This window comes from Streptomyces sp. NPDC059037 (genome assembly GCF_042740015.1).
Classification (GTDB): domain Bacteria; phylum Actinomycetota; class Actinomycetes; order Streptomycetales; family Streptomycetaceae; genus Streptomyces.
The window spans coordinates 40,711-57,663 of the sequence record NZ_JBHYIG010000018.1; the positions used below are offsets into that span (position 1 = coordinate 40,711).

The 16,953-nt window shown below is 66.7% G+C and carries 19 protein-coding genes and 1 riboswitch; of the genes, 10 read left to right on the forward strand and 9 right to left on the reverse strand.

Going from position 1 to position 16,953, the window contains the following annotated elements; translation table 11 throughout:
- Window positions 1-18: 18 nt before the first annotated feature.
- The 5 genes from ACFWY6_RS06470 to ACFWY6_RS06490 all read right to left on the reverse strand — a co-directional run bounded on the left by ACFWY6_RS06470 (window position 19) and on the right by ACFWY6_RS06490 (window position 1,855).
- Window positions 19-261 carry a transposase gene (locus ACFWY6_RS06470; RefSeq protein WP_384686994.1) on the reverse strand — a complete coding sequence of 81 codons (243 nt, stop codon included), beginning with the start codon at window positions 259-261 and terminating at the stop codon, window positions 19-21.
- A gap of 38 nt (window positions 262-299) precedes the next feature.
- Window positions 300-497 carry a transposase gene (locus ACFWY6_RS06475; RefSeq protein WP_384686996.1) on the reverse strand — a complete coding sequence of 66 codons (198 nt, stop codon included), beginning with the start codon at window positions 495-497 and terminating at the stop codon, window positions 300-302.
- Window positions 498-545: 48 nt separating this feature from the next.
- Window positions 546-764 (reverse strand): winged helix-turn-helix domain-containing protein, encoded by a 219-nt coding sequence (locus ACFWY6_RS06480; RefSeq protein WP_384687034.1) that lies wholly within the window; start codon window positions 762-764, stop codon window positions 546-548.
- A gap of 81 nt (window positions 765-845) precedes the next feature.
- The gene (locus ACFWY6_RS06485; protein WP_384687036.1) at window positions 846-1,061 is read right to left on the reverse strand and encodes a helix-turn-helix domain-containing protein; all 216 of its coding nucleotides are present in this window, start codon (window positions 1,059-1,061) and stop codon (window positions 846-848) included.
- 167 nt (window positions 1,062-1,228) lie between these two features.
- Entirely contained in the window at window positions 1,229-1,855 is a 627-nt protein-coding gene (locus ACFWY6_RS06490) for a hypothetical protein (RefSeq protein ID WP_384686998.1), read from the reverse strand.
- Window positions 1,856-1,941: 86 nt separating this feature from the next.
- Between ACFWY6_RS06490 and ACFWY6_RS06495 the strand changes: the two genes are divergently transcribed.
- The 10 genes from ACFWY6_RS06495 to ACFWY6_RS06540 all read left to right on the forward strand — a co-directional run bounded on the left by ACFWY6_RS06495 (window position 1,942) and on the right by ACFWY6_RS06540 (window position 12,868).
- Window positions 1,942-2,442, forward strand: coding sequence for a hypothetical protein (locus tag ACFWY6_RS06495; RefSeq protein ID WP_384687000.1), 501 nt, complete (start codon window positions 1,942-1,944; stop codon window positions 2,440-2,442).
- A gap of 420 nt (window positions 2,443-2,862) precedes the next feature.
- The gene (locus ACFWY6_RS06500; protein WP_384687002.1) at window positions 2,863-3,069 is read left to right on the forward strand and encodes a LexA family protein; all 207 of its coding nucleotides are present in this window, start codon (window positions 2,863-2,865) and stop codon (window positions 3,067-3,069) included.
- A 262-nt stretch (window positions 3,070-3,331) separates the two neighbouring features.
- Window positions 3,332-3,457 carry a hypothetical protein gene (locus ACFWY6_RS06505; protein WP_384687004.1) on the forward strand — a complete coding sequence of 42 codons (126 nt, stop codon included), beginning with the start codon at window positions 3,332-3,334 and terminating at the stop codon, window positions 3,455-3,457.
- A 49-nt stretch (window positions 3,458-3,506) separates the two neighbouring features.
- Window positions 3,507-3,839 (forward strand): YdcF family protein, encoded by a 333-nt coding sequence (locus ACFWY6_RS06510; RefSeq protein ID WP_384687006.1) that lies wholly within the window; start codon window positions 3,507-3,509, stop codon window positions 3,837-3,839.
- 508 nt (window positions 3,840-4,347) lie between these two features.
- Window positions 4,348-5,469, forward strand: a complete 1,122-nt coding sequence (locus ACFWY6_RS06515) for a hypothetical protein (protein WP_384687008.1) — start codon at window positions 4,348-4,350, stop codon at window positions 5,467-5,469.
- A 1,389-nt stretch (window positions 5,470-6,858) separates the two neighbouring features.
- The gene (gene rlmN / locus ACFWY6_RS06520) at window positions 6,859-7,965 is read left to right on the forward strand and encodes a 23S rRNA (adenine(2503)-C(2))-methyltransferase RlmN (RefSeq protein WP_360773309.1); all 1,107 of its coding nucleotides are present in this window, start codon (window positions 6,859-6,861) and stop codon (window positions 7,963-7,965) included.
- Window positions 7,966-8,004: 39 nt separating this feature from the next.
- A riboswitch (TPP riboswitch) is annotated at window positions 8,005-8,122 on the forward strand.
- An 83-nt stretch (window positions 8,123-8,205) separates the two neighbouring features.
- Window positions 8,206-9,294, forward strand: coding sequence for a thiamine ABC transporter substrate binding subunit (locus ACFWY6_RS06525; protein ID WP_384687010.1), 1,089 nt, complete (start codon window positions 8,206-8,208; stop codon window positions 9,292-9,294).
- The gene (locus ACFWY6_RS06530) at window positions 9,270-10,958 is read left to right on the forward strand and encodes an ABC transporter permease (RefSeq protein ID WP_384687012.1); all 1,689 of its coding nucleotides are present in this window, start codon (window positions 9,270-9,272) and stop codon (window positions 10,956-10,958) included. The genes ACFWY6_RS06525 and ACFWY6_RS06530 overlap by 25 nt, the downstream gene beginning before the upstream one ends.
- On the forward strand, window positions 10,958-12,010 hold the full coding sequence (locus tag ACFWY6_RS06535; protein ID WP_384687014.1) for an ABC transporter ATP-binding protein: 1,053 nt from the start codon (window positions 10,958-10,960) through the stop codon (window positions 12,008-12,010). Before ACFWY6_RS06530 ends, ACFWY6_RS06535 begins: the two co-directional genes overlap by 1 nt.
- Window positions 12,011-12,076: 66 nt before the next feature.
- The gene (locus ACFWY6_RS06540) at window positions 12,077-12,868 is read left to right on the forward strand and encodes a maleylpyruvate isomerase family mycothiol-dependent enzyme (protein ID WP_384687016.1); all 792 of its coding nucleotides are present in this window, start codon (window positions 12,077-12,079) and stop codon (window positions 12,866-12,868) included.
- 230 nt (window positions 12,869-13,098) lie between these two features.
- On the opposite strand, the gene ACFWY6_RS06545 is transcribed toward ACFWY6_RS06540, so the two are convergent.
- From ACFWY6_RS06545 to ACFWY6_RS06560, 4 genes are all read right to left on the reverse strand, one after another.
- Window positions 13,099-14,262 (reverse strand): LOG family protein, encoded by a 1,164-nt coding sequence (locus ACFWY6_RS06545; RefSeq protein WP_384687018.1) that lies wholly within the window; start codon window positions 14,260-14,262, stop codon window positions 13,099-13,101.
- Between the two features lie 37 nt (window positions 14,263-14,299).
- Window positions 14,300-14,704: a VOC family protein gene (locus ACFWY6_RS06550; RefSeq protein WP_384687020.1), complete on the reverse strand. Its 405-nt coding sequence runs from the start codon at window positions 14,702-14,704 to the stop codon at window positions 14,300-14,302.
- A 129-nt stretch (window positions 14,705-14,833) separates the two neighbouring features.
- Complete coding sequence (locus ACFWY6_RS06555; protein WP_384687022.1) at window positions 14,834-16,003, reverse strand: hypothetical protein; 1,170 nt, start codon at window positions 16,001-16,003, stop codon at window positions 14,834-14,836.
- A complete protein-coding gene (locus ACFWY6_RS06560; RefSeq protein ID WP_384687024.1) occupies window positions 15,985-16,800 on the reverse strand; it encodes an ABC transporter ATP-binding protein in 816 nt (271 codons plus the stop codon). The genes ACFWY6_RS06555 and ACFWY6_RS06560 overlap by 19 nt, the downstream gene beginning before the upstream one ends.
- Window positions 16,801-16,953: the final 153 nt, after the last annotated feature.

The following is a 16,953-nucleotide window of genomic DNA, read 5'->3' on the forward strand; positions in this document are numbered from 1 at the left end:
GATCATTAATGGCGGGGGTTACGAGGGTGTGAGGTCGAGTCTGGTCTTTGCGGCGTAGCCGTCGATGAGGCCGGGTCGGTATTGCATCCTCTTGATCCGGGTCTTGATCAGAGCGGTCAGCTGGTCGATACCCCGCTTGGCCAGGTTCGCCAGGGATCTCTTCAGGCGGGACCACACGCCCTCGACCGGGTTGAGTTCGGGGGCATGGGGCGGGAGTTGGAAGACGGTCAGCCAGGCGCGGGCCGCAATGAGTTGCTTCATCCTGGCGCTGACGTGGGTGTTGAGATTGTCCCAGACGATCACCAACGGCCACCGAGCTGCTGGTGGGCCGCATCCAGCAGGCGGGCATAGTCGCTCTCGTTGAAGCCCTTGCGTCTGCCGGCGCCAGGACCGCGGTCAACGTGGACGCGGTAGATCAGCCGGGACCGGTGGCCCGGTTTGGTGCAGATCAGCGCGGCCATGGAGACGCGTTTGGTGCCCGCGGCGGTGACCTTCACGTGGGCGTCTTGCCGCCCAAGGGCCCCAACTGCGGCCCTTGGGCGGCCTCAGACCCTGGCCGACCTCGTCCTCGAAGCAGACCCAGGCACCCAGGTCTGCCGCCGTCCTTTTATGACGGGCCACCGCTCGCCCTTCCACTCGGCGATCCTCGCTTCGTCGCGTTCCGTTGCCCAGCGTGCGGGCACCTGCACACTCCAGCCGATCCGGTGCAGCAGCAGATCCACGCCGGGCAACGTGTACCGGACCCCGAACCGGCGGTGGATCACCTCGGCAATCCTGCCCAGCGTCCAGCCCTGGTCCTCATCCCAGCCATGCGCGGCCGGACCGGCATCCAACTCGGCCTCCAGCTACCCCAGTTGCGCGGGACTGAGCTTGCAGCGGGCACCGCCGGCCCCCTTCGAGACCAGGGCCTGCCGCCCGCCCGCGGCCAGGGCCCGGCGCCAACGATTGACCGACATCCGCGTCACCCGAAACCGCCGGGCCACCTCCTGGTCACTGATCCCGGCCTCGATCAGCTCAGCCGCAGCGAACCGGACCTGTTCACGCCGGGGCCCGTTCCTCAGCCGTCAGCCCGGCCGCCATCGGAATACCTCATACCTCCGGCATAGCGGACCCACCGTCAGCCGTCACCCAGCCCAGAACCCCCACCATTAATGATCTCTAGCTGAGCCGTAGAGCCCCGTTCCAGAATGGAGCGGGGCTTTTGGCGTTAGAGGTCAGCGAACCCCGCTTACTGGCCTTCTTCGAGGTCGTCAAAGGAGAGTTGATTCACTTTACTGCCTTCTACTTCTTGCTCGCCATTCATTGGAAGATCGAGATTGCAGTAGGCCCAAGGAGAGAAGACCGGCTTGCCCAAAGACATGTAGAGGAGTACGCGAGCTTGCCATGGGCCTCTACCGTGCTGTAACGCTGTAGTGTATTTGGTGTCTAATCTCACAAGCCACTCGGTGCCATTGAAGGGAATTACTTCTACAGGCTGCTCGGTCTCGTGTTGGAAAACTGCCCCCCTGGCCCCACGGCTCATTGGGAACTCTCTGACGTCAACCGGATTGCGCCAGAGGCGGTATTGAGATCGCCAATGTTTGTAGCGATACCACTTCGAGTGCGAGACTTCTTCGAGGGGCTGCACGCAGAGGGAACCGAAGCTGTCCAAGGTCACGGGGTATTGTCCGTGATTGCGGATCAGCATCGAAAAGTTCACCCGATTTTCCGCAGCGGACTTGTGGTGATCCATACGAAGGAGGATCTCGACGCGAGGCCGCGTGCGCCGGTACGTTGCCCACGAAGCGATCATGTTGAACCCCGTGAAGACCGCACTGAGGGACGCGATGAGGATGGCAACGGCTCCTGACGACATGCCCGCAGGATGCCCACACCGGGCCCCGGATGATGCCGACTTGAGTAGATTCTGAGGTCCACATACCGGGGGAGAGGACCTGACTCATGGCTGCTGACTGGTGGGCGCGTGGGATCGCGATGGGGGCCGCCGGGTTTGCCGGACTCAACATGATCGTGTCCGCCAAGACCTACCTCAGGGTCCGTCCCAAGCTGAAGGTGAAGACGGAGCGACGCAGCAAGCATCCGGTGCCGCAGATCAACATCGAGGGGAACCCCCGGAGCGCCTACTGGTTCCGACTGCGGTTGATCAACGATGGAACAACTCCCCTTGGCGTTGAAAGGGTTGAGCTGTACACCCGTGACAGCCGTTGGCCCTTCAAGCGTCTGAGATTGGTGAAGGGCACTCGCACGCTGAAACCCGTGACCGTAGATGGGCTCTCCGGCGTGATCTACCCCGTAGTCCTGACCTCCAAGTCGCTCCTGTGCATGGGCAGAGGCCCTCTATACGCGCGCTTCTATGCGACGCTCACCAACGGCCAGACAGTCCGTGGCCGAAGGATGTGGCGCTTCCCAGGCCTCAAAGAGGGCCCTGAGCCGCCGCCGTAAACGGCTCAGTCAGGAAGGGCTCCAGTAGCCTCCTGGCTCCGGCGAGACGTGGGGCGGGACCAGGTCTAGGTGTCCCGGACAAGCCGAGCGCCTGGCTCATGGCCACCGCCAAGCACGGGCAGTTCCCATCGCTCAACCTTCGGTGTCACAGGACACCCAGGCGCCGACCTCATGGTGCTCTACCTTGTCCAAAAAATCGAACATGTGATCTAGTCGCATGATGAACCCCTCACTTCCCGATGACCTAGTCCGTACGCAGCGGGAATGGAGCGCGACCTACGCGCAGCTTGCTCAACAGCCGGGCCGCACTGCACTGCGCCGCCGATTGCTCGCGCTTTCCATGGCTCTGGCGCGGTATCCGCTCAGCCCTGCTGAGCGCGCCGAGCTACGACAGCGTGCCCGCTCGGATGGGACTGGACGGTGAGTCTCACCGAGCGCCAGGCGCAAATCCTTCACTGCATCAGGGATGCGATAGCCGAGACTGGGGAGTGCCCCACCCTCGAAGAGATCGGCGCCAAGGTGGGGCTTGCGAGCAAGTCAGCCGTGCACTACCAGCTGAAGCGCCTCGAATCGCTCGGGGTCATCGCCCGTGCCGACGCCAGCGCCCGGATGTACCGGCTCGCCTGAGACCCGCCTTTGGCCCCTCACCATCCCTGCGGATGGGGCAGCGTTAGCGAGCCGTGCGCCAAGGGCCTACTGCCCGGGGAGTGGGTGGGGAGTGGATCAAGGAAACCGTGCCGCGCGGCGGCAACGCTGACCAACGCACACCAAAGCTCTGACCAGCGCAGATATGCAAAGGCCCTGGTCAGTCACCTCTCCGCACGCTACTCGGGACGAAGGTGTCGCGGTTCAACTCCCGGCCACGGAATGGATCGTCGAGCCGCATGGCATGACCTGCACCGCAGGTGAAACGGTGGTGGAGTTCGCCCTCGGCGTTCATGCGGCCACGCGCTTCGCGTGGTCCTACGACTTCAAGGTGCTCGACTCGGCGCAGGAAGAAGGCGACAAGGCATGATCTCCGTACAGGCGTGGGCCGATGCGCAGGAACTTGGGACTTCCAGCTGATGGGCTACGAACCCCGGCGATGCTCGGTGGCGATCGGGCTCGGCAGTCACGATCTCGGCGTAGCTGACGTCACGGCTGACCTGTACCACCGTGGCCTGGCCCCGCTGATTGTCTTCACCGGAGCCGCCAGCCGTACGACACGGGAGGTCATGCCTAAGGGCGAGGCCGAGCACTACCGCGAGAGGGCGTTGGAGCTTGGAGTGCCGGCGGACGCGATCCTCGTTGAGCCGCGGGCGCGGAACACAAGGCGAGAACACCGCGCTGTCGCGGGCCTTGCTAGAAGAGCGCGGGGTGCCCGTTGGATCTGCGCTACTGGTCCGCAAGCCGTATGAAGAGCGTCGGTCGTACGCCACGGCGTGCAAGGTCTGGCAGGGCGTGACGTGGGTGAGCGCGTCAGCAGCTATGACGTTCGCGGAGTACGTCGACTCGATTCAGGATGCGCGACGCGTTGTCGACATGCTTGTGGGGGCGCAACAGCGGCTCATGGTCTACCCCGGGCAGGGGGTTCTGATCAAGCAGCAAGTTCCGCAAAGCGTGGAGACGGCCTATGAGTGTCTGCGCGTCGAGGGTTTTGCAAGCCGCCTGCTGCCAGACGCTACCAGGGCCTGAAACCTTGAGGATGATTCGTATCTGCCCCATTCGATAGGATTTTCCCTACGTCAGCATGTCTGTAAACGATACGAGGGGTTGAGTACCGTTCGACGTGGCCTCGACGATCCGAACCGGCAATCAATCGAGCGATCCTACGCAATTCGCGCGGAGGTCTGGAACTACCTTTGGTGGATAGGGGAGCGAATTCCTCTGCACAGACACAATGAAATCCGGGAAGCTGTAATCTCCGTGGTTGAGCGCTCGCTGCCGAATCTTCTTAAGTCTCGAAGATGGGAGAGGCTGCACGTTTTCTTTGCGGTCTGTGCCGTTCTCGCAGGTGCCGTAGTTGCCACTTATTTTACAAGTTCGGGTATTTTAGTGGGCAAAGAAGCTGGTGCAACGCTATCGGATAGAGGTTTCGAGGAGCCGATATCAATTCGATTCACTCTCGCCTTGGGGGTTACGTATCTGGGCTTCGCATTTCACCGCAGAATGCCGTTAATCAGATCGATCAAGCAGGTGATGGATCCAAGTCGAGACGATCAAATATACAACACTGTGTCATATGTCTCGAAATTCCACTTCTTCCTACTTATTAATATTACCTATTCTCTGCTTGCCTTCGCATCCACAATCAGCCGAAGCGTCACCGGATGGACGGCGGGTTGGGCGACCCTGACCGGGGCAGCCCTACTTCTGGGCTATGTGGCCAGTCGCGCTGCCTACGGTATTGAGAGTTACCTGATTGATCGTGAAGCCAGCGAGCGTGGAAATGAGTCCGATGAGATGGTGCGGGGGTTGTTCTATCTCTCTGGCCTCCTTTGCACAGCTCTCAAGTCCGGAGAGTATACGTTAACTAAGATTCGACGAATGGTTCGGTCTGAGGTTCGGAAAATCGCCTCCGGCATAGAATTTAATTCCATTCCAAGAAAATATACTCGATGGAGTGAAAGGAAGCTGAGGAGAGAAGTGATGCAACCTCACCGCCTCGTCGCTGATCTCCTGAGGGAGCATGCGCGAGCGCTGGGCAAGGTGCATAGCGAGGAGGATTTTGAGCGGATTTGCGAGTCTGTGATTTTCGGGTTCATGGCTGCATACGAGGGCGACATGAATCGTCTCGTGGAAAATGCCCCAGAATCGACGCGATCCTCTCGGCTTTCTCGCGCGATTCGGTATTGCGGTCCCGCTGCTGTCATGGTGGTTTTCGCCATTGCGATACCACTTCTACCCGGAGCCGGTGATGCTGCCGCTTCGGTCCGAGTCTTCCTTTTCGCTACGGCTGCATTGACGTTGATCCCAGGCTCGACCTCCGCGCGGTCCACAGTCGAAAGTGCCCTCAGTAAAGCTCTGCCAGCACAGCCCAAATCCTAGCGCCCTGCGCTACCGTCAGGGCATTTGCCAGGCTACTGTCATTAACGAGGCAATGGCCTAAGCGCGTGAACGATTGCTTGAGCATGCTTGCGCGCATTAGTAGCTTGTTCTGGTGTGGGGGAAACTCCCCCATGTGCAGCGCTGTTCCTGACGTTAGCAAGCTCATTTATGACCTTACTCCGGGAAACCTTCGGTTCTCCGCCCAAATGGGTACACAGCCTGTGCAAGTTCGCGATTCCGTTGACATCTACGATCACTTGATCAACAAATTTTCCAGCGCACCCCTTGCTCCTAAGATAGTCGGCTATAAAGGACCCGAGAGCTACCTCTGCGGCTGTGGCGGAATCAATGACCGCTCTGCGTAGATCGCCACCGAACTGTGCATCATTGGCAGACAGCAACATTCGGTGTTCGATCGGAAACTTCTCTCCACGTGAGGCATGCTGAAGTACTCGAAGCAACTCGGATCGACTTAGGGGGCGTGCACCGACGAATACCGTTCGCATCTGAACCGGGCTTCCAGTCAGGTACCCACCCTTAGTAGGGATATGCAGTGCTGCTTCATGTGAGTTGTCGAAATTACCCAACGGTTCCCGGCTCCAGGCCGATGCCCACTCTTGCATGATTCTGAACCAGCCCAAATACCCCTCACGCAATGCATTGAACTCTGAAGAGGTAGCCATCTGCTCCTGTCGGTGTAGCAGGACGGACGCAGATGCCTGAGCCACGTAGAAGAGCTCATTCGAGCTTCGGTATCCCCACCTTCCTTTGGATGCCTCCGCGATCTGCTTAGGCAGGGGCGCCCCGCGGTAATCTACTGATACGTTCAGTGAACTGTTCTCATCAAGAGAAGGAAATTTCAACGTCACTATGTGGCCTCCGATATTCACCCGCTCGATCAGGCCCAAAGCGGATGCACCCACCGGGATGGGCCACGGAAAATAAGCGAGTCCCGAGAATCTATGGCGTCGAGGCATAAATGCAGTATCCGCCTGGCAGCACGTAGCCGCACGACTTTCGTAGATAACGGACTAGACAAGGTCGTTTCAGTCCAACCCAGAGGACCTATGTGCGTGGGGCCCGTCAGGCAGAGCCGCTAGGCACGATCCTAAGTAGCCGGGAGTGGTCTGCACCCTTTAGCCGGGGCCACGCGCCTCGCTGTCCTGGTCAAAAATGTCGGTGGCGCGTGCCCGAGGTTGGCCTGCAGGACAAACGGCGGGGCTCGGCCCGAAGCGGCTGGATCCCTTGTCGCAGGTCAGCCGGGGATCCGCCGGGCCGTCTGTGGGCCGTCCAAGGGGGGCCTACAGCGACCAATGACGACCAACGACGGCCCCCACCCGTAGGCGGTGACCTGGCCAGGCTTCAACCGTCTGAGACACTGGATTCACCATGCCTGTACCCGGAGAACTCACCTTCGTCGCGCCCCGCGGAGCCAAGAAGCCGCCGCGGCATCTCGCCGACCTCACGCCCGCCGAGCGCAAGGAAGCCGTCGCCGCCGCCGGCGAGAAACCGTTTCGCGCCAAGCAGCTCTCGCAGCACTACTTCGCGCGGTACGCGCACGATCCGGAGCAGTGGACCGACATTCCCGCCGGGTCCCGCGGCAAGCTCCAGGAGGCGCTGCTTCCCGAGTTGATGTCCGTGGTGCGGCACATCAGCTGTGACGACGACACCACCCGTAAGACGCTGTGGCGGCTCTTCGACGGGACGCTCGTCGAGTCCGTGCTCATGCGCTATCCGGACCGGGTGACGATGTGCATCTCGTCGCAGGCCGGATGCGGGATGAACTGCCCGTTCTGTGCGACGGGGCAGGCCGGTCTCGACCGGAATCTGTCGACCGCCGAGATCGTGCACCAGATCGTGGACGGGATGCGTGCGCTGAGGGATGGGGAGATCCCCGGTGGGCCCGCGCGGCTGAGCAACATCGTCTTCATGGGGATGGGCGAGCCGCTCGCCAACTACAACCGGGTGATCGGGGCGATCCGCAGGCTGACCGATCCCGAGCCGGACGGTGTCGGGCTCTCGCAGCGCGGCATCACCGTGTCGACCGTCGGGCTCGTGCCCGCCATCCACCGGTTCGCCGACGAGGGCTTCAAGTGCCGCCTCGCGATCTCCCTGCACGCGCCCGACGACGAGCTGCGCGACACCCTCGTACCCGTCAATACGCGGTGGAACGTGCGGGAGGTGCTGGATGCCGGCTGGGAGTACGCGGCCAAGTCCGGGCGCCGGCTTTCCATCGAGTACGCGCTGATCAGGGACATCAACGACCACGCGTGGCGCGGTGACCGGCTCGGGCGGCTGCTCAAGAACAAGCCCGTGCACGTGAACCTGATCCCGCTGAACCCGACGCCGGGCTCGAAGTGGACGGCATCGCGGCCGGAGGACGAGAAGGCCTTCGTGGACGCCATCGCCGCCCATGGGGTGCCTGTCACGGTTCGTGACACCCGTGGCCAGGAGATCGACGGGGCGTGCGGTCAGCTCGCCGCGGCGGAGCGTTAGGCTGGCCGAAACACAACTTCACAGCCGGAACACATCTTCATATTCCGACAGGGGAGCGCCACAGCGCTGAGAGTGCGGCAGCCAAGGACAGGTTGGCCGCAGACCCTCTGAACCTTGCCCGGGTCATTCCGGGTAGGAAGTTCGGACATCACTCAAGCTGTTGCGCCCTGCCCGCGGACCCTTCCGGTCCGTGGGCAGGGCCGCGTCTCTTCCTGGTCACCCCCAGGAGGATTGAATTCAGTGAGCACCACCAAGAAGGTCACGGTCACCGCGGTCGCGGTGACCCTCGGGCTCGTCGCGCTCTCCGCTTGCGGCAGCTCCGACGGCAGCGGCGACAACGCCGCAGACTCCAAGAGCGTCACGCTGGTCAGCCATGACTCCTTCAGCGTCTCCAAGGACGTACTGAAGGAGTTCGAGAAGCGGTCCGGCTACAAGGTCAACGTCCTCAAGGACGGAGACGCGGGCGCCGCCGTGAACAAGGCGATCCTCTCCAAGGACAACCCGCAGGGCGATGTCTTCTTCGGCGTCGACAACACGCTGCTGTCGCGGGCGCTCGACAACGGCCTCTTCCAGTCGTACGAGGCCAAGGGCTCGGACCGGATCGCCTCGCAGTTCCGCGTCGATCAGGACAAGCACCGGGTGACGCCCGTCGACAGCGGCGACATCTGCGTCAACTACGACAAGAAGTACTTCGCCGACAAGAAGCTGGCGCCGCCGAAGTCCTTCGACGATCTGGTCAAGCCTGCCTACAAGAACCTCCTCGTGACCGAGAACGCGTCGACCTCGTCGCCCGGGCTCGGCTTCCTGCTCGGCACCGCCGCCCAGTACGGCGACGACGGCTGGCAGGGCTACTGGAAGAAGCTCAAGGCCAACGGCGTCAAGGTCGTCGACGGCTGGGAGCAGGCCTACAGCGAGGAGTTCTCCGGCTCCACGGGCGGCAAGAAGGCCAAGGGCGACCGGCCGCTCGTCGTCTCCTACGCCTCGTCGCCGCCCGTCGAGGTGCTCTACGCGAAGCCGCAGCCCAAGGAGGCGCCGACCGGCGTCGCGACCGGCACCTGCTTCCGGCAGGTCGAGTACGCGGGTCTGCTCGGCAACGCCAAGAACGAGAAGGGCGGCAAGGCGCTGCTCGACTTCCTGATCAGTACCGAGTTCCAGCAGGACATGCCGCTGAACATGTTCGTGAACCCGGTGCGGGAGGGCGTCGAGCTGCCCGAGCTGTTCGTCAAGCACGGCGTGAAGGTCGACGAGCCGGAGACCATGGCCCCGAAGAAGATCGCCGACAACCGTGATCAGTGGGTCAAGTCGTGGACCTCGCTCGTACTGAAGTAAAGGCCCCCGCTCGTAAGGGGTTCACGCGCGGGAGCGCGGCGCGGCTCGGTCTCATGGCCGTGCCCGTCGCGTTCTTCGCGGTCTTCTTCGCCTATCCGGTCGCCGCGATCGTCGCGCGCGGCCTGAAGGTGGACGGGCAGTGGCAGTTCGGGCGGATCGCGGAGGTCATCGGGCAGTCCGACGTGCGGCACGTGCTGTGGTTCACCACCTGGCAGGCGCTCGCGTCGACCGCGCTCACGCTGCTGATCGCGCTCCCCGGCGCGTATGTCTTCGCGCGCTTCGAGTTCAGGGGCAAGCAGGTGCTCCGGGCCGCCGTCACCGTGCCGTTCGTGCTGCCGACGGTCGTCGTCGGGACCGCGTTCCTCGCCCTGGTCGGGCGCGGGGGGCTGTTCGACGAGATGTGGGGCCTGCGGCTCGACACGACGGTGTGGGCGATTCTGCTCGCGCACGTCTTCTTCAATTACGCCGTCGTCGTACGGACCGTCGGCGGGCTCTGGTCGCAGCTCGATCCGCGCCAGGAGGAGGCCGCGCGGATGCTCGGCGCCTCGCGCTGGAGGGCCTGGCGGACGGTGACGCTGCCCGCGCTCGGCCCCGCGGTCGCGGCGGCCGCGCTGATGGTCTTCCTGTTCACCTTCACCTCCTTCGGCGTCGTACAGATCCTCGGCGGACCCGCGTACTCGACGCTCGAAGTCGAGATCTACCGGCAGACCGCCCAGCTCCTCGACCTGTCGACGGCCGCCGTCCTGACGATCGTGCAGTTCGTGGCGGTCGGTCTGATCCTCGCCGTGCACGCGTGGACCGTGCGCAGGCGGGAGACCGCCCTGAAGCTGGTCGACGCCTCGACGGTCGCCCGGCGGCCGCGCGGCGTGGGGCAGTGGGCGCTGCTCGGCGGGGTCATGCTGACGATCGCCGTGCTGATCCTGCTGCCGCTCGGCGTGCTGATCGAGCGGTCGCTGAGCGGCCCCGACGGCTATGGCTTCACCTACTACCAGGAGCTGACATCGGCGGAGGGCGGCGCCTTCCTGGTCCCGCCGATCGACGCGGTCTGGAATTCCCTCCAGTACGCGCTCGCCGCCACCGCCATCGCCCTGGTGATCGGCGGTCTCGCCGCGGCGGCGCTCACCCGGAAGGCCGGTCGCCTGGTGCGCGGCTTCGACGCGCTGCTCATGCTGCCGCTCGGGGTGTCCGCGGTGACGGTCGGCTTCGGGTTCCTGATCACGCTGGACGAGCCGCCGCTCGACCTGCGCTCCACCTGGATCCTGGTGCCGCTGGCGCAGGCCCTGGTCGGCGTGCCCTTCGTCGTACGCACCATGCTTCCCGTCCTGCGCGCGGTCGACGGACGGCTGCGCGAGGCGGCGGCCGTGCTCGGGGCGTCGCCGCTGCGGGCGTGGCGCGAGGTCGACCTGCCGATGGTGCGGCGGGCGCTGCTGATCGCGGCCGGGTTCGCCTTCGCGGTGTCCCTGGGCGAGTTCGGCGCGACCGTGTTCATCGCGCGGCCGGACAATCCGACGCTGCCGGTCGCCGTGGCCCGGCTCCTCGGGCGGGCCGGGGAGCTCAACTACGGGCAGGCGATGGCCCTTTCGACGATCTTGATGGTGGTGTGCGCGGTGTCGCTGCTGCTGCTCGAACGGCTCCGTACCGACCGCACGACTGGGGAGTTCTGATGGGTGTGGCCACGGGAGCGGGTGCGGGCGTGGGGCTGCTGACGCTGGCGGACGCGACGGTGCGGTTCGGGGCGCGGGCCGTGCTCGACCGCGTCGACCTAGAGGTCGCCGAGCACGAGATCGTGTGCGTCCTCGGGCCGAGCGGCAGCGGCAAGTCGACGCTGCTGCGGGCGGTCGCGGGGCTGCAGGAGCTGGACGGCGGGCAGGTGCTGCTCGACGGCCGGGACCAGCGGGGGGTGCCCGCGCACAAGCGGGGCGTCGGCCTGATGTTCCAGGACCATCAGCTCTTCCCGCAGCGCGACGTGGCGGGCAATGTCGCCTTCGGGCTGCGGATGCACGGCGTGGCGCGGGGCGAACAGGCCCACCGGGTGGCCGAGTTGCTCGACCTCGTGGGGCTTCCGGGTGCGCAGCGGCGGGCCGTCGCCGCGCTCTCCGGCGGCGAGCAGCAGCGCGTCGCCCTCGCGCGTGCGCTTGCGCCGAGGCCCCGGCTGCTCATGCTGGACGAGCCGCTCGGGCAGCTCGACCGTTCGCTGCGGGAACGGCTCGTGGTCGAACTGCGGGAACTCTTCGACGAGTTGGGTACGACGGTGCTCGCGGTCACGCACGACCAGGGCGAGGCGTTCGCGCTCGCGGACCGGGTCGTCGTGATGCGCGAGGGGCGGATCGCCCAGTCCGGTACGCCACTTGAGGTGTGGCGGAACCCGGCGGACGAGTTCGTCGCGCGGTTCCTCGGCTTCGACAACGTCGTCGACGCGACGGTGGCCGGTGACGTGGCGGACACCGCCTGGGGCAAGATCCCGGTGCCTCCGGGTGTACGGGACGGCCGCTGCCGGCTCCTGGTGCGGCCCGCCGGGGTGCGGCTCGTGCCCGCCGACGAGGGGCTGCCCTGCATGGTGACGGCGCGGACCTTCCGGGGCACGCATGTCGCCGTACACCTGGAGCCCGGGGCGGGGCCGAGGCTTGAGGCGGCCTGTGCGCTGCGGGATGCGCCTGGGGTGGGAGAGACGGTGGGGGTCGTCTTTGACGTGGGGGATGTCGTGGTTCTGGGCTGAGGTGGCCTGCGGGGATGGGGCGAAACTCGGGTGCCCGGGCGGCGCGGCCGATCTAGGGTGCGCCTCATGACGTCTTTGGATTACGACCGCCACTGCGCCGAAATCGCGGGTCAGCTGGGCCAGTTGCGGGCCACCCTGGCCGGAGCCGACCTTGCGGCCACGGTGCCGACCTGCCCTGAGTGGTCCCTGGGGTACCTCGCCCGCCACATCGGCGGTGCCGTGCGCTGGGCCGAACAGCTGGTCGCCACCCGGGCCACAGACGACATCCCGGAGGAGAAGGTCCCGGGCATCCGTGGTCCTGAGGGCGACGACCCCGCCGCCCTCGATGCCTGGTTGGCCGAGACCGCCGAGCTGGCCTTGAAGACGCTGCCCGCCGTGAGCGCCGATACCCCGGTGTGGACCTGGGCCGAGCCGCGGAACGCCGGGTTCTGGGCGCGGCGGATGACGCATGAAGTTGCTATTCACCGGGCGGACGCGGCGATCGCCGCGGGGGTTCCGTATGAGGTCGCGGCTGATGTCGCTGCCGATGCGATCGACGAGTGGCTGGAGATCGTGCAGTACGTGCAGCGGTCCCAGCCGGATGACAGCGCTGCTGAGCTGCGGGGTGCGGGGCGCAGCATCCATCTGCACGCGACTGATGCGCCGGCGGGGCTGAATGCCGAGTGGGTCATTGAGTTCGGTGAGGACGGGTTCAGCTGGCGGCGGGGGCATGAGAAGGCGACCGTTGCTCTGCGGGGGCCGCTTACCGAGGTGTTGTTGGCCTTCTATCGGCGGCGGTCGCTGGATGGCGGCACTGTGGAGGTGCTGGGGGAGCGGGAGTTGCTGGAGTTCTGGCTGGAGCGGGCCTCGTTCGGGTGATTCTCCTTCCCCAACCCCGCCCCTACCCGAATCACTTCCGGCTGCGCCGGCCACGAGGTGGCCGTAGATCACCGCCTTCGGCGAGTTCGTCCTCAAACGCCGGACGGGCTGGAAGGTTCGGCGGGCGGGTTGGAAGGTTCGCCGGATCGGTTGGAAGGCCCGCCGGATCGGACGGAAGGTTCACCGGATCAGCTGGAAGGCCCGCCGGATCAGCTGGAAGGCCCGCCGGATCAGCTGGAAGGTTCGCCGGGCGGGAGGGATGACAGCGCGTCCGGGACCTCATCCACCCCGTCCACCAAGGCGATCGTCGGCTCCATCGAGCGGCCCTGTGCCAGCGCCTGCAGCAGGGGCCAGGCCGGGAGTGTCTGTGTCCAGTGCGTGCGGTTGACCAGGACCATCGGGGCCGGCTCGCCCCGGGACTCGTAGTAGTTGGGGGTCGCCGCGTCGAAGATCTCCTGGACCGTGCCCGCCGCGCCGGGCAGGAAGACGACGCCCGCGTTCGAACGGGCGAGCAGGCCGTCCTCCCGGGTGGCGTTGGCGAAGTACTTGGCCAGGTGGGTGGCGAAGGCGTTCGGCGGCTCGTGGCCGTAGAACCAGGTGGGGATGCCCACCGAGGCGCCGCCGTCCGGCCAGCGCTCGCGGACGTCGAAGGCCGCCCGCGCCCACTCGGTGATCGACGGCATGAACGACGGTGCCTTGGAGAGGAGTTCGAGCGCCTCGTCCAGCATCTCGTCGCGGAACACCGACGCGTACGCACCCAGGTTCGCCGCCTCCATGGCACCCGGGCCGCCGCCCGTCGCGACCACGAAACCCGCGCGGGCGAGCGAACGGCCGAGCCGCGCCGCACCCTCGTACGCGTCCGTGCCACGAGCCATCGCGTGGCCGCCCATGACGCCCACCACCCGTGCGCCGACGAGCAGTTCGTCGAGGGCGTCGGAGATCGCGTCGTCGTGGATCGCGCGGAGCATCGAGGAGAAGATGTCCCCGTCCGCCTTGGTCTCCTGGAACCAGGTGTACGCGCGGGCGTCCGGCGTCGCGTCGTACCCGCCCTCGGCGAGCCCGGCGAACAACTCGTCGGGTGTGTAGAGAAGGCCTCGGTACGGGTCGAACGGCAGACCCGGCACCGGCGGGAACACCAGCGCCCCCGCGGCCCGCACCGCGTCGGCCGCGCCCTCTTCCATCGGGCAGCCGAGGAAGACGGCGCCCTTGGCGTCGCAGGACCGCAGCGCCTGCGTACGCTCCGTCAGATCTATGCCCTGGACGCGGACTCCCGCCAGCGAGCCCCGCGCGGCGACCTCGTCGAACTCGGCGAGGGTCTCGATCTCACGGTCACCGCCCGGGAGTTGGGCGGGCGCTGACGCGTGGGCGGATGCGGGTTCGGGAGTCGACTGCATCCGCCCATGCTAAGCAGGCACCGCCGGGCCGTCGCGCTCAGCCCTCGACGGCGGTTGGGTCCATCCACATGATCTCCCACGTGTGGCCGTCCAGGTCGTCGAAGCTGCGGCCGTACATCATGCCGTAGTCCTGCGTACGGCCCTCGATGGCGCCGGCCGCCACGGCCTTGTCGACCAGCTCGTCGACCTTCTCGCGGCTCTCGGCGCTCAGACAGAGCAGCGCCTCGCTCGTGCTCTTCGAGTCCGCGATCTGCTTGTCCGTGAAGTCCTGGTAGCGCTTCTTGCCGAGCATCATCGCGACGATGGTGTCGCTGATCACGACGCAGGCGCAGTCGTCCGTGGTGAACTGCGGGTTGATCGTGTAGCCGAGCTCCGTGAAGAACTTCTTCGTGCTGTCGACGTCGTTCACGGCGAGGTTGACGAAGATCATCTGCTGGTACATGAGTGTCTCTCCCGTTGAGCTCTGTGTGGTTGGTGCGTCGTGTGCCGTACGGAGGGGTAGACGTCCGTTCGACGCGGAACTCATCGGAGGGCGCGAACTTTTTTCTCCGGGCCCGGACGAGCGGCGGCCTCAGACGAGAGGCAGTGCCGCCAGCTCCGCCACCAACCACGTCAGCGGGCCGAACACGGCCGCGAGGGCGCCCGCGCGCAGCGCCGCCGAGCCGCGCAGCATCGTCACCGGCGCCCCCAGCTGCAGCAGCGCGGCCGTCGTGTCCGAGCGCGCGTTCTTCGCCTCGATCGCGGCCGTGGCCAGGGTGAGGACCGCGCAGCCCACGACGAGCAGCGAGCCGAGCGTGGTCAGCGGACCGATGCCGGGGCCGTTGCCGGAGTGCAGCATGAGCGCCGCGTACCCGCCCGACGCCACCGCGCACAGCACCCCGAGCGGCCGGCCGATCCGCCGGGCCTCCTCCTGGAGCGCGCGCCCCGCGAGCAGCCGCATCGCGCCGGGCCGTACCGACTGCAGGATCCGTCCGCAGAGGTAGGTGAGGCCGGGGCCCGCGACCGCAAGGCCGAGCGCCGTGAGCCCCCATCCGGCGAGCACACCCCCGGAGCCGCCGGTGAGGCCGCCCGGCATGGCGAGGCCCGAGTCCCCGCCCGCCCGGCTCGCGTACGTCTCGACGGCGAGACCCGCGGCGAGCAGCGAGACACCCCAGGGCAGCCCGCTCGGCGCGGCAGCGGGGGCGTCCGGCCGTTCCGGGTCGTCCTGCTCCCGCTCGGCGCCGGGCTTCGCGGGGCGCGGCCGGAGCACGAGGGCGCTGGCCACCGAGGCGGTCAGCGGCACCAGGGTGAGCAGGGTCAGGGCGGCGGCGAGCGGCAACGGTGTGTCGGCGGCGAGCAGTTCGGCCGCCGCGCCGTCGAACGGGAGCCCCGTCAGATCGCCCCGCAGGTGCAGGAAGAACAGCAGCGCCACCATCGAGCCGAGCGAGCAGGCCACGGCCGTGGAGATCGCGGCGAGCACCGTGAGCCGGGCCGGGCCGAGCCCCACGGCGGAGAGTCCGGAGCGCGGCCGCGTCGCCGGATCGGTGCGGGCGACGGTGACGGCGAAGTACACGGTGGCGGCGATCGGCGCCACGCACCAGGCGAGCCGGAGGGCGGCCCCGCCGGACGCTTCCGGGTGGCCCATCGCGTACCCCAGCGTGCACAGCAGCAGGAAGCCGGTGCCCGCCGAAGCGGCGGCGACGAGCAGGCGGCGCAGCTGGACCAGGGGACGGGCGCCGCGGGCTAGACGGAGAGCGAGCACGCGGCCCGGCCTTCCGCGTCGGCGTCGCCCGCGACGGAGCCCTCACCCGAGCCCTCGCCGGCGTCCGCGTCCGCCCTGGTGGCCGGGGCGGCATCACCCGCCGCGTCCGGCAGATGCACCGTGTTCACGCGCCGCCCGTCCAGCAGCGGGACCGTGCGGTCGGCGAGGGCCGCGACCTCCGCGTCGTGCGTGGCAAGGACCACCGTGATGCCGTGCGAGCGGGCCGCGGTCGTCAGCGTACGAAGGACGTGTGCGCGGTCGGCGCGGTGCAGGGGCGCGGTCGGCTCGTCGGCGAAGATCACCGACGGCATGGTGACCAGGGCGCGGGCGATGACGACGCGCTGGCGCTGGGACTGGAGCAGGGCGTGCGGACGCTTGCGGGTGCAGTCGCCGATGTCGAGGCGTTCCATCCACTCCTGGGCGACGGTCCGGGAGCCGCGGTTCGACGTGCCGCGCAGCATCAGCGGCAGCGCGACGTTCTCCCAGGCGGTGAGCTCGGGCACCAGGTGCGGCTCCGGGTCGATCCAGCCGAAGCGGTCGCGGCGCAGTCGCTCGCGGACCACGGGGCCCATCGTGTGCACCGGCGTGCTGTTGAACCAGACCTCGCCCCGCTCGGGCAGGAGCTGGCCGGAGAGGCAGCGCAGGAGAGTCGTTTTGCCGCTGCCGCGCGGGCCGCTGACGGCGAGGATCTCGCCCTCGCGGACACCGATCGATACGCCGGTGAGCGCGGGCGAGCCGTTGTGTGTGACGTGTAGAGCGCGTGCCCACAGCACGTCGTTGTCCGGCGGGGCCACCATCACGTACACCTCGGTTCAGATCAGTTTGCCTCCCCCGTACGGGGGAACGAAGGCGGGGCCGATCGGTCACTGGGCACGCTAGGGATCCAGGCCGCGCTGCCTGGAAACGACGGGCCCGGGGGCTGTCTCTTATACACAACTCCCAGCCCACGA

Bases quoted from the DNA above. Each gene is read 5' to 3' on its own strand.
- ACFWY6_RS06505 (WP_384687004.1), top strand. From the start codon at position 3,332: ATGACCTGCACCGCAGGTGAAACGGTGGTGGAGTTCGCCCTCGGCGTT.
- ACFWY6_RS06495 (WP_384687000.1), top strand. From the start codon at position 1,942: ATGGCTGCTGACTGGTGGGCGCGTGGGATCGCGATGGGGGCCGCCGGG.
- ACFWY6_RS06545 (WP_384687018.1), bottom strand. From the start codon at position 14,262: ATGCAGTCGACTCCCGAACCCGCATCCGCCCACGCGTCAGCGCCCGCC.
- ACFWY6_RS06470 (WP_384686994.1), bottom strand. From the start codon at position 261: ATGAAGCAACTCATTGCGGCCCGCGCCTGGCTGACCGTCTTCCAACTC.
- ACFWY6_RS06510 (WP_384687006.1), top strand. From the start codon at position 3,507: ATGGGCTACGAACCCCGGCGATGCTCGGTGGCGATCGGGCTCGGCAGT.
- rlmN (WP_360773309.1), top strand. From the start codon at position 6,859: ATGCCTGTACCCGGAGAACTCACCTTCGTCGCGCCCCGCGGAGCCAAG.
- ACFWY6_RS06535 (WP_384687014.1), top strand. From the start codon at position 10,958: ATGGGTGTGGCCACGGGAGCGGGTGCGGGCGTGGGGCTGCTGACGCTG.
- ACFWY6_RS06550 (WP_384687020.1), bottom strand. From the start codon at position 14,704: ATGTACCAGCAGATGATCTTCGTCAACCTCGCCGTGAACGACGTCGAC.
- ACFWY6_RS06540 (WP_384687016.1), top strand. From the start codon at position 12,077: ATGACGTCTTTGGATTACGACCGCCACTGCGCCGAAATCGCGGGTCAG.
- ACFWY6_RS06490 (WP_384686998.1), bottom strand. From the start codon at position 1,855: ATGTCGTCAGGAGCCGTTGCCATCCTCATCGCGTCCCTCAGTGCGGTC.
- ACFWY6_RS06560 (WP_384687024.1), bottom strand. From the start codon at position 16,800: ATGGTGGCCCCGCCGGACAACGACGTGCTGTGGGCACGCGCTCTACAC.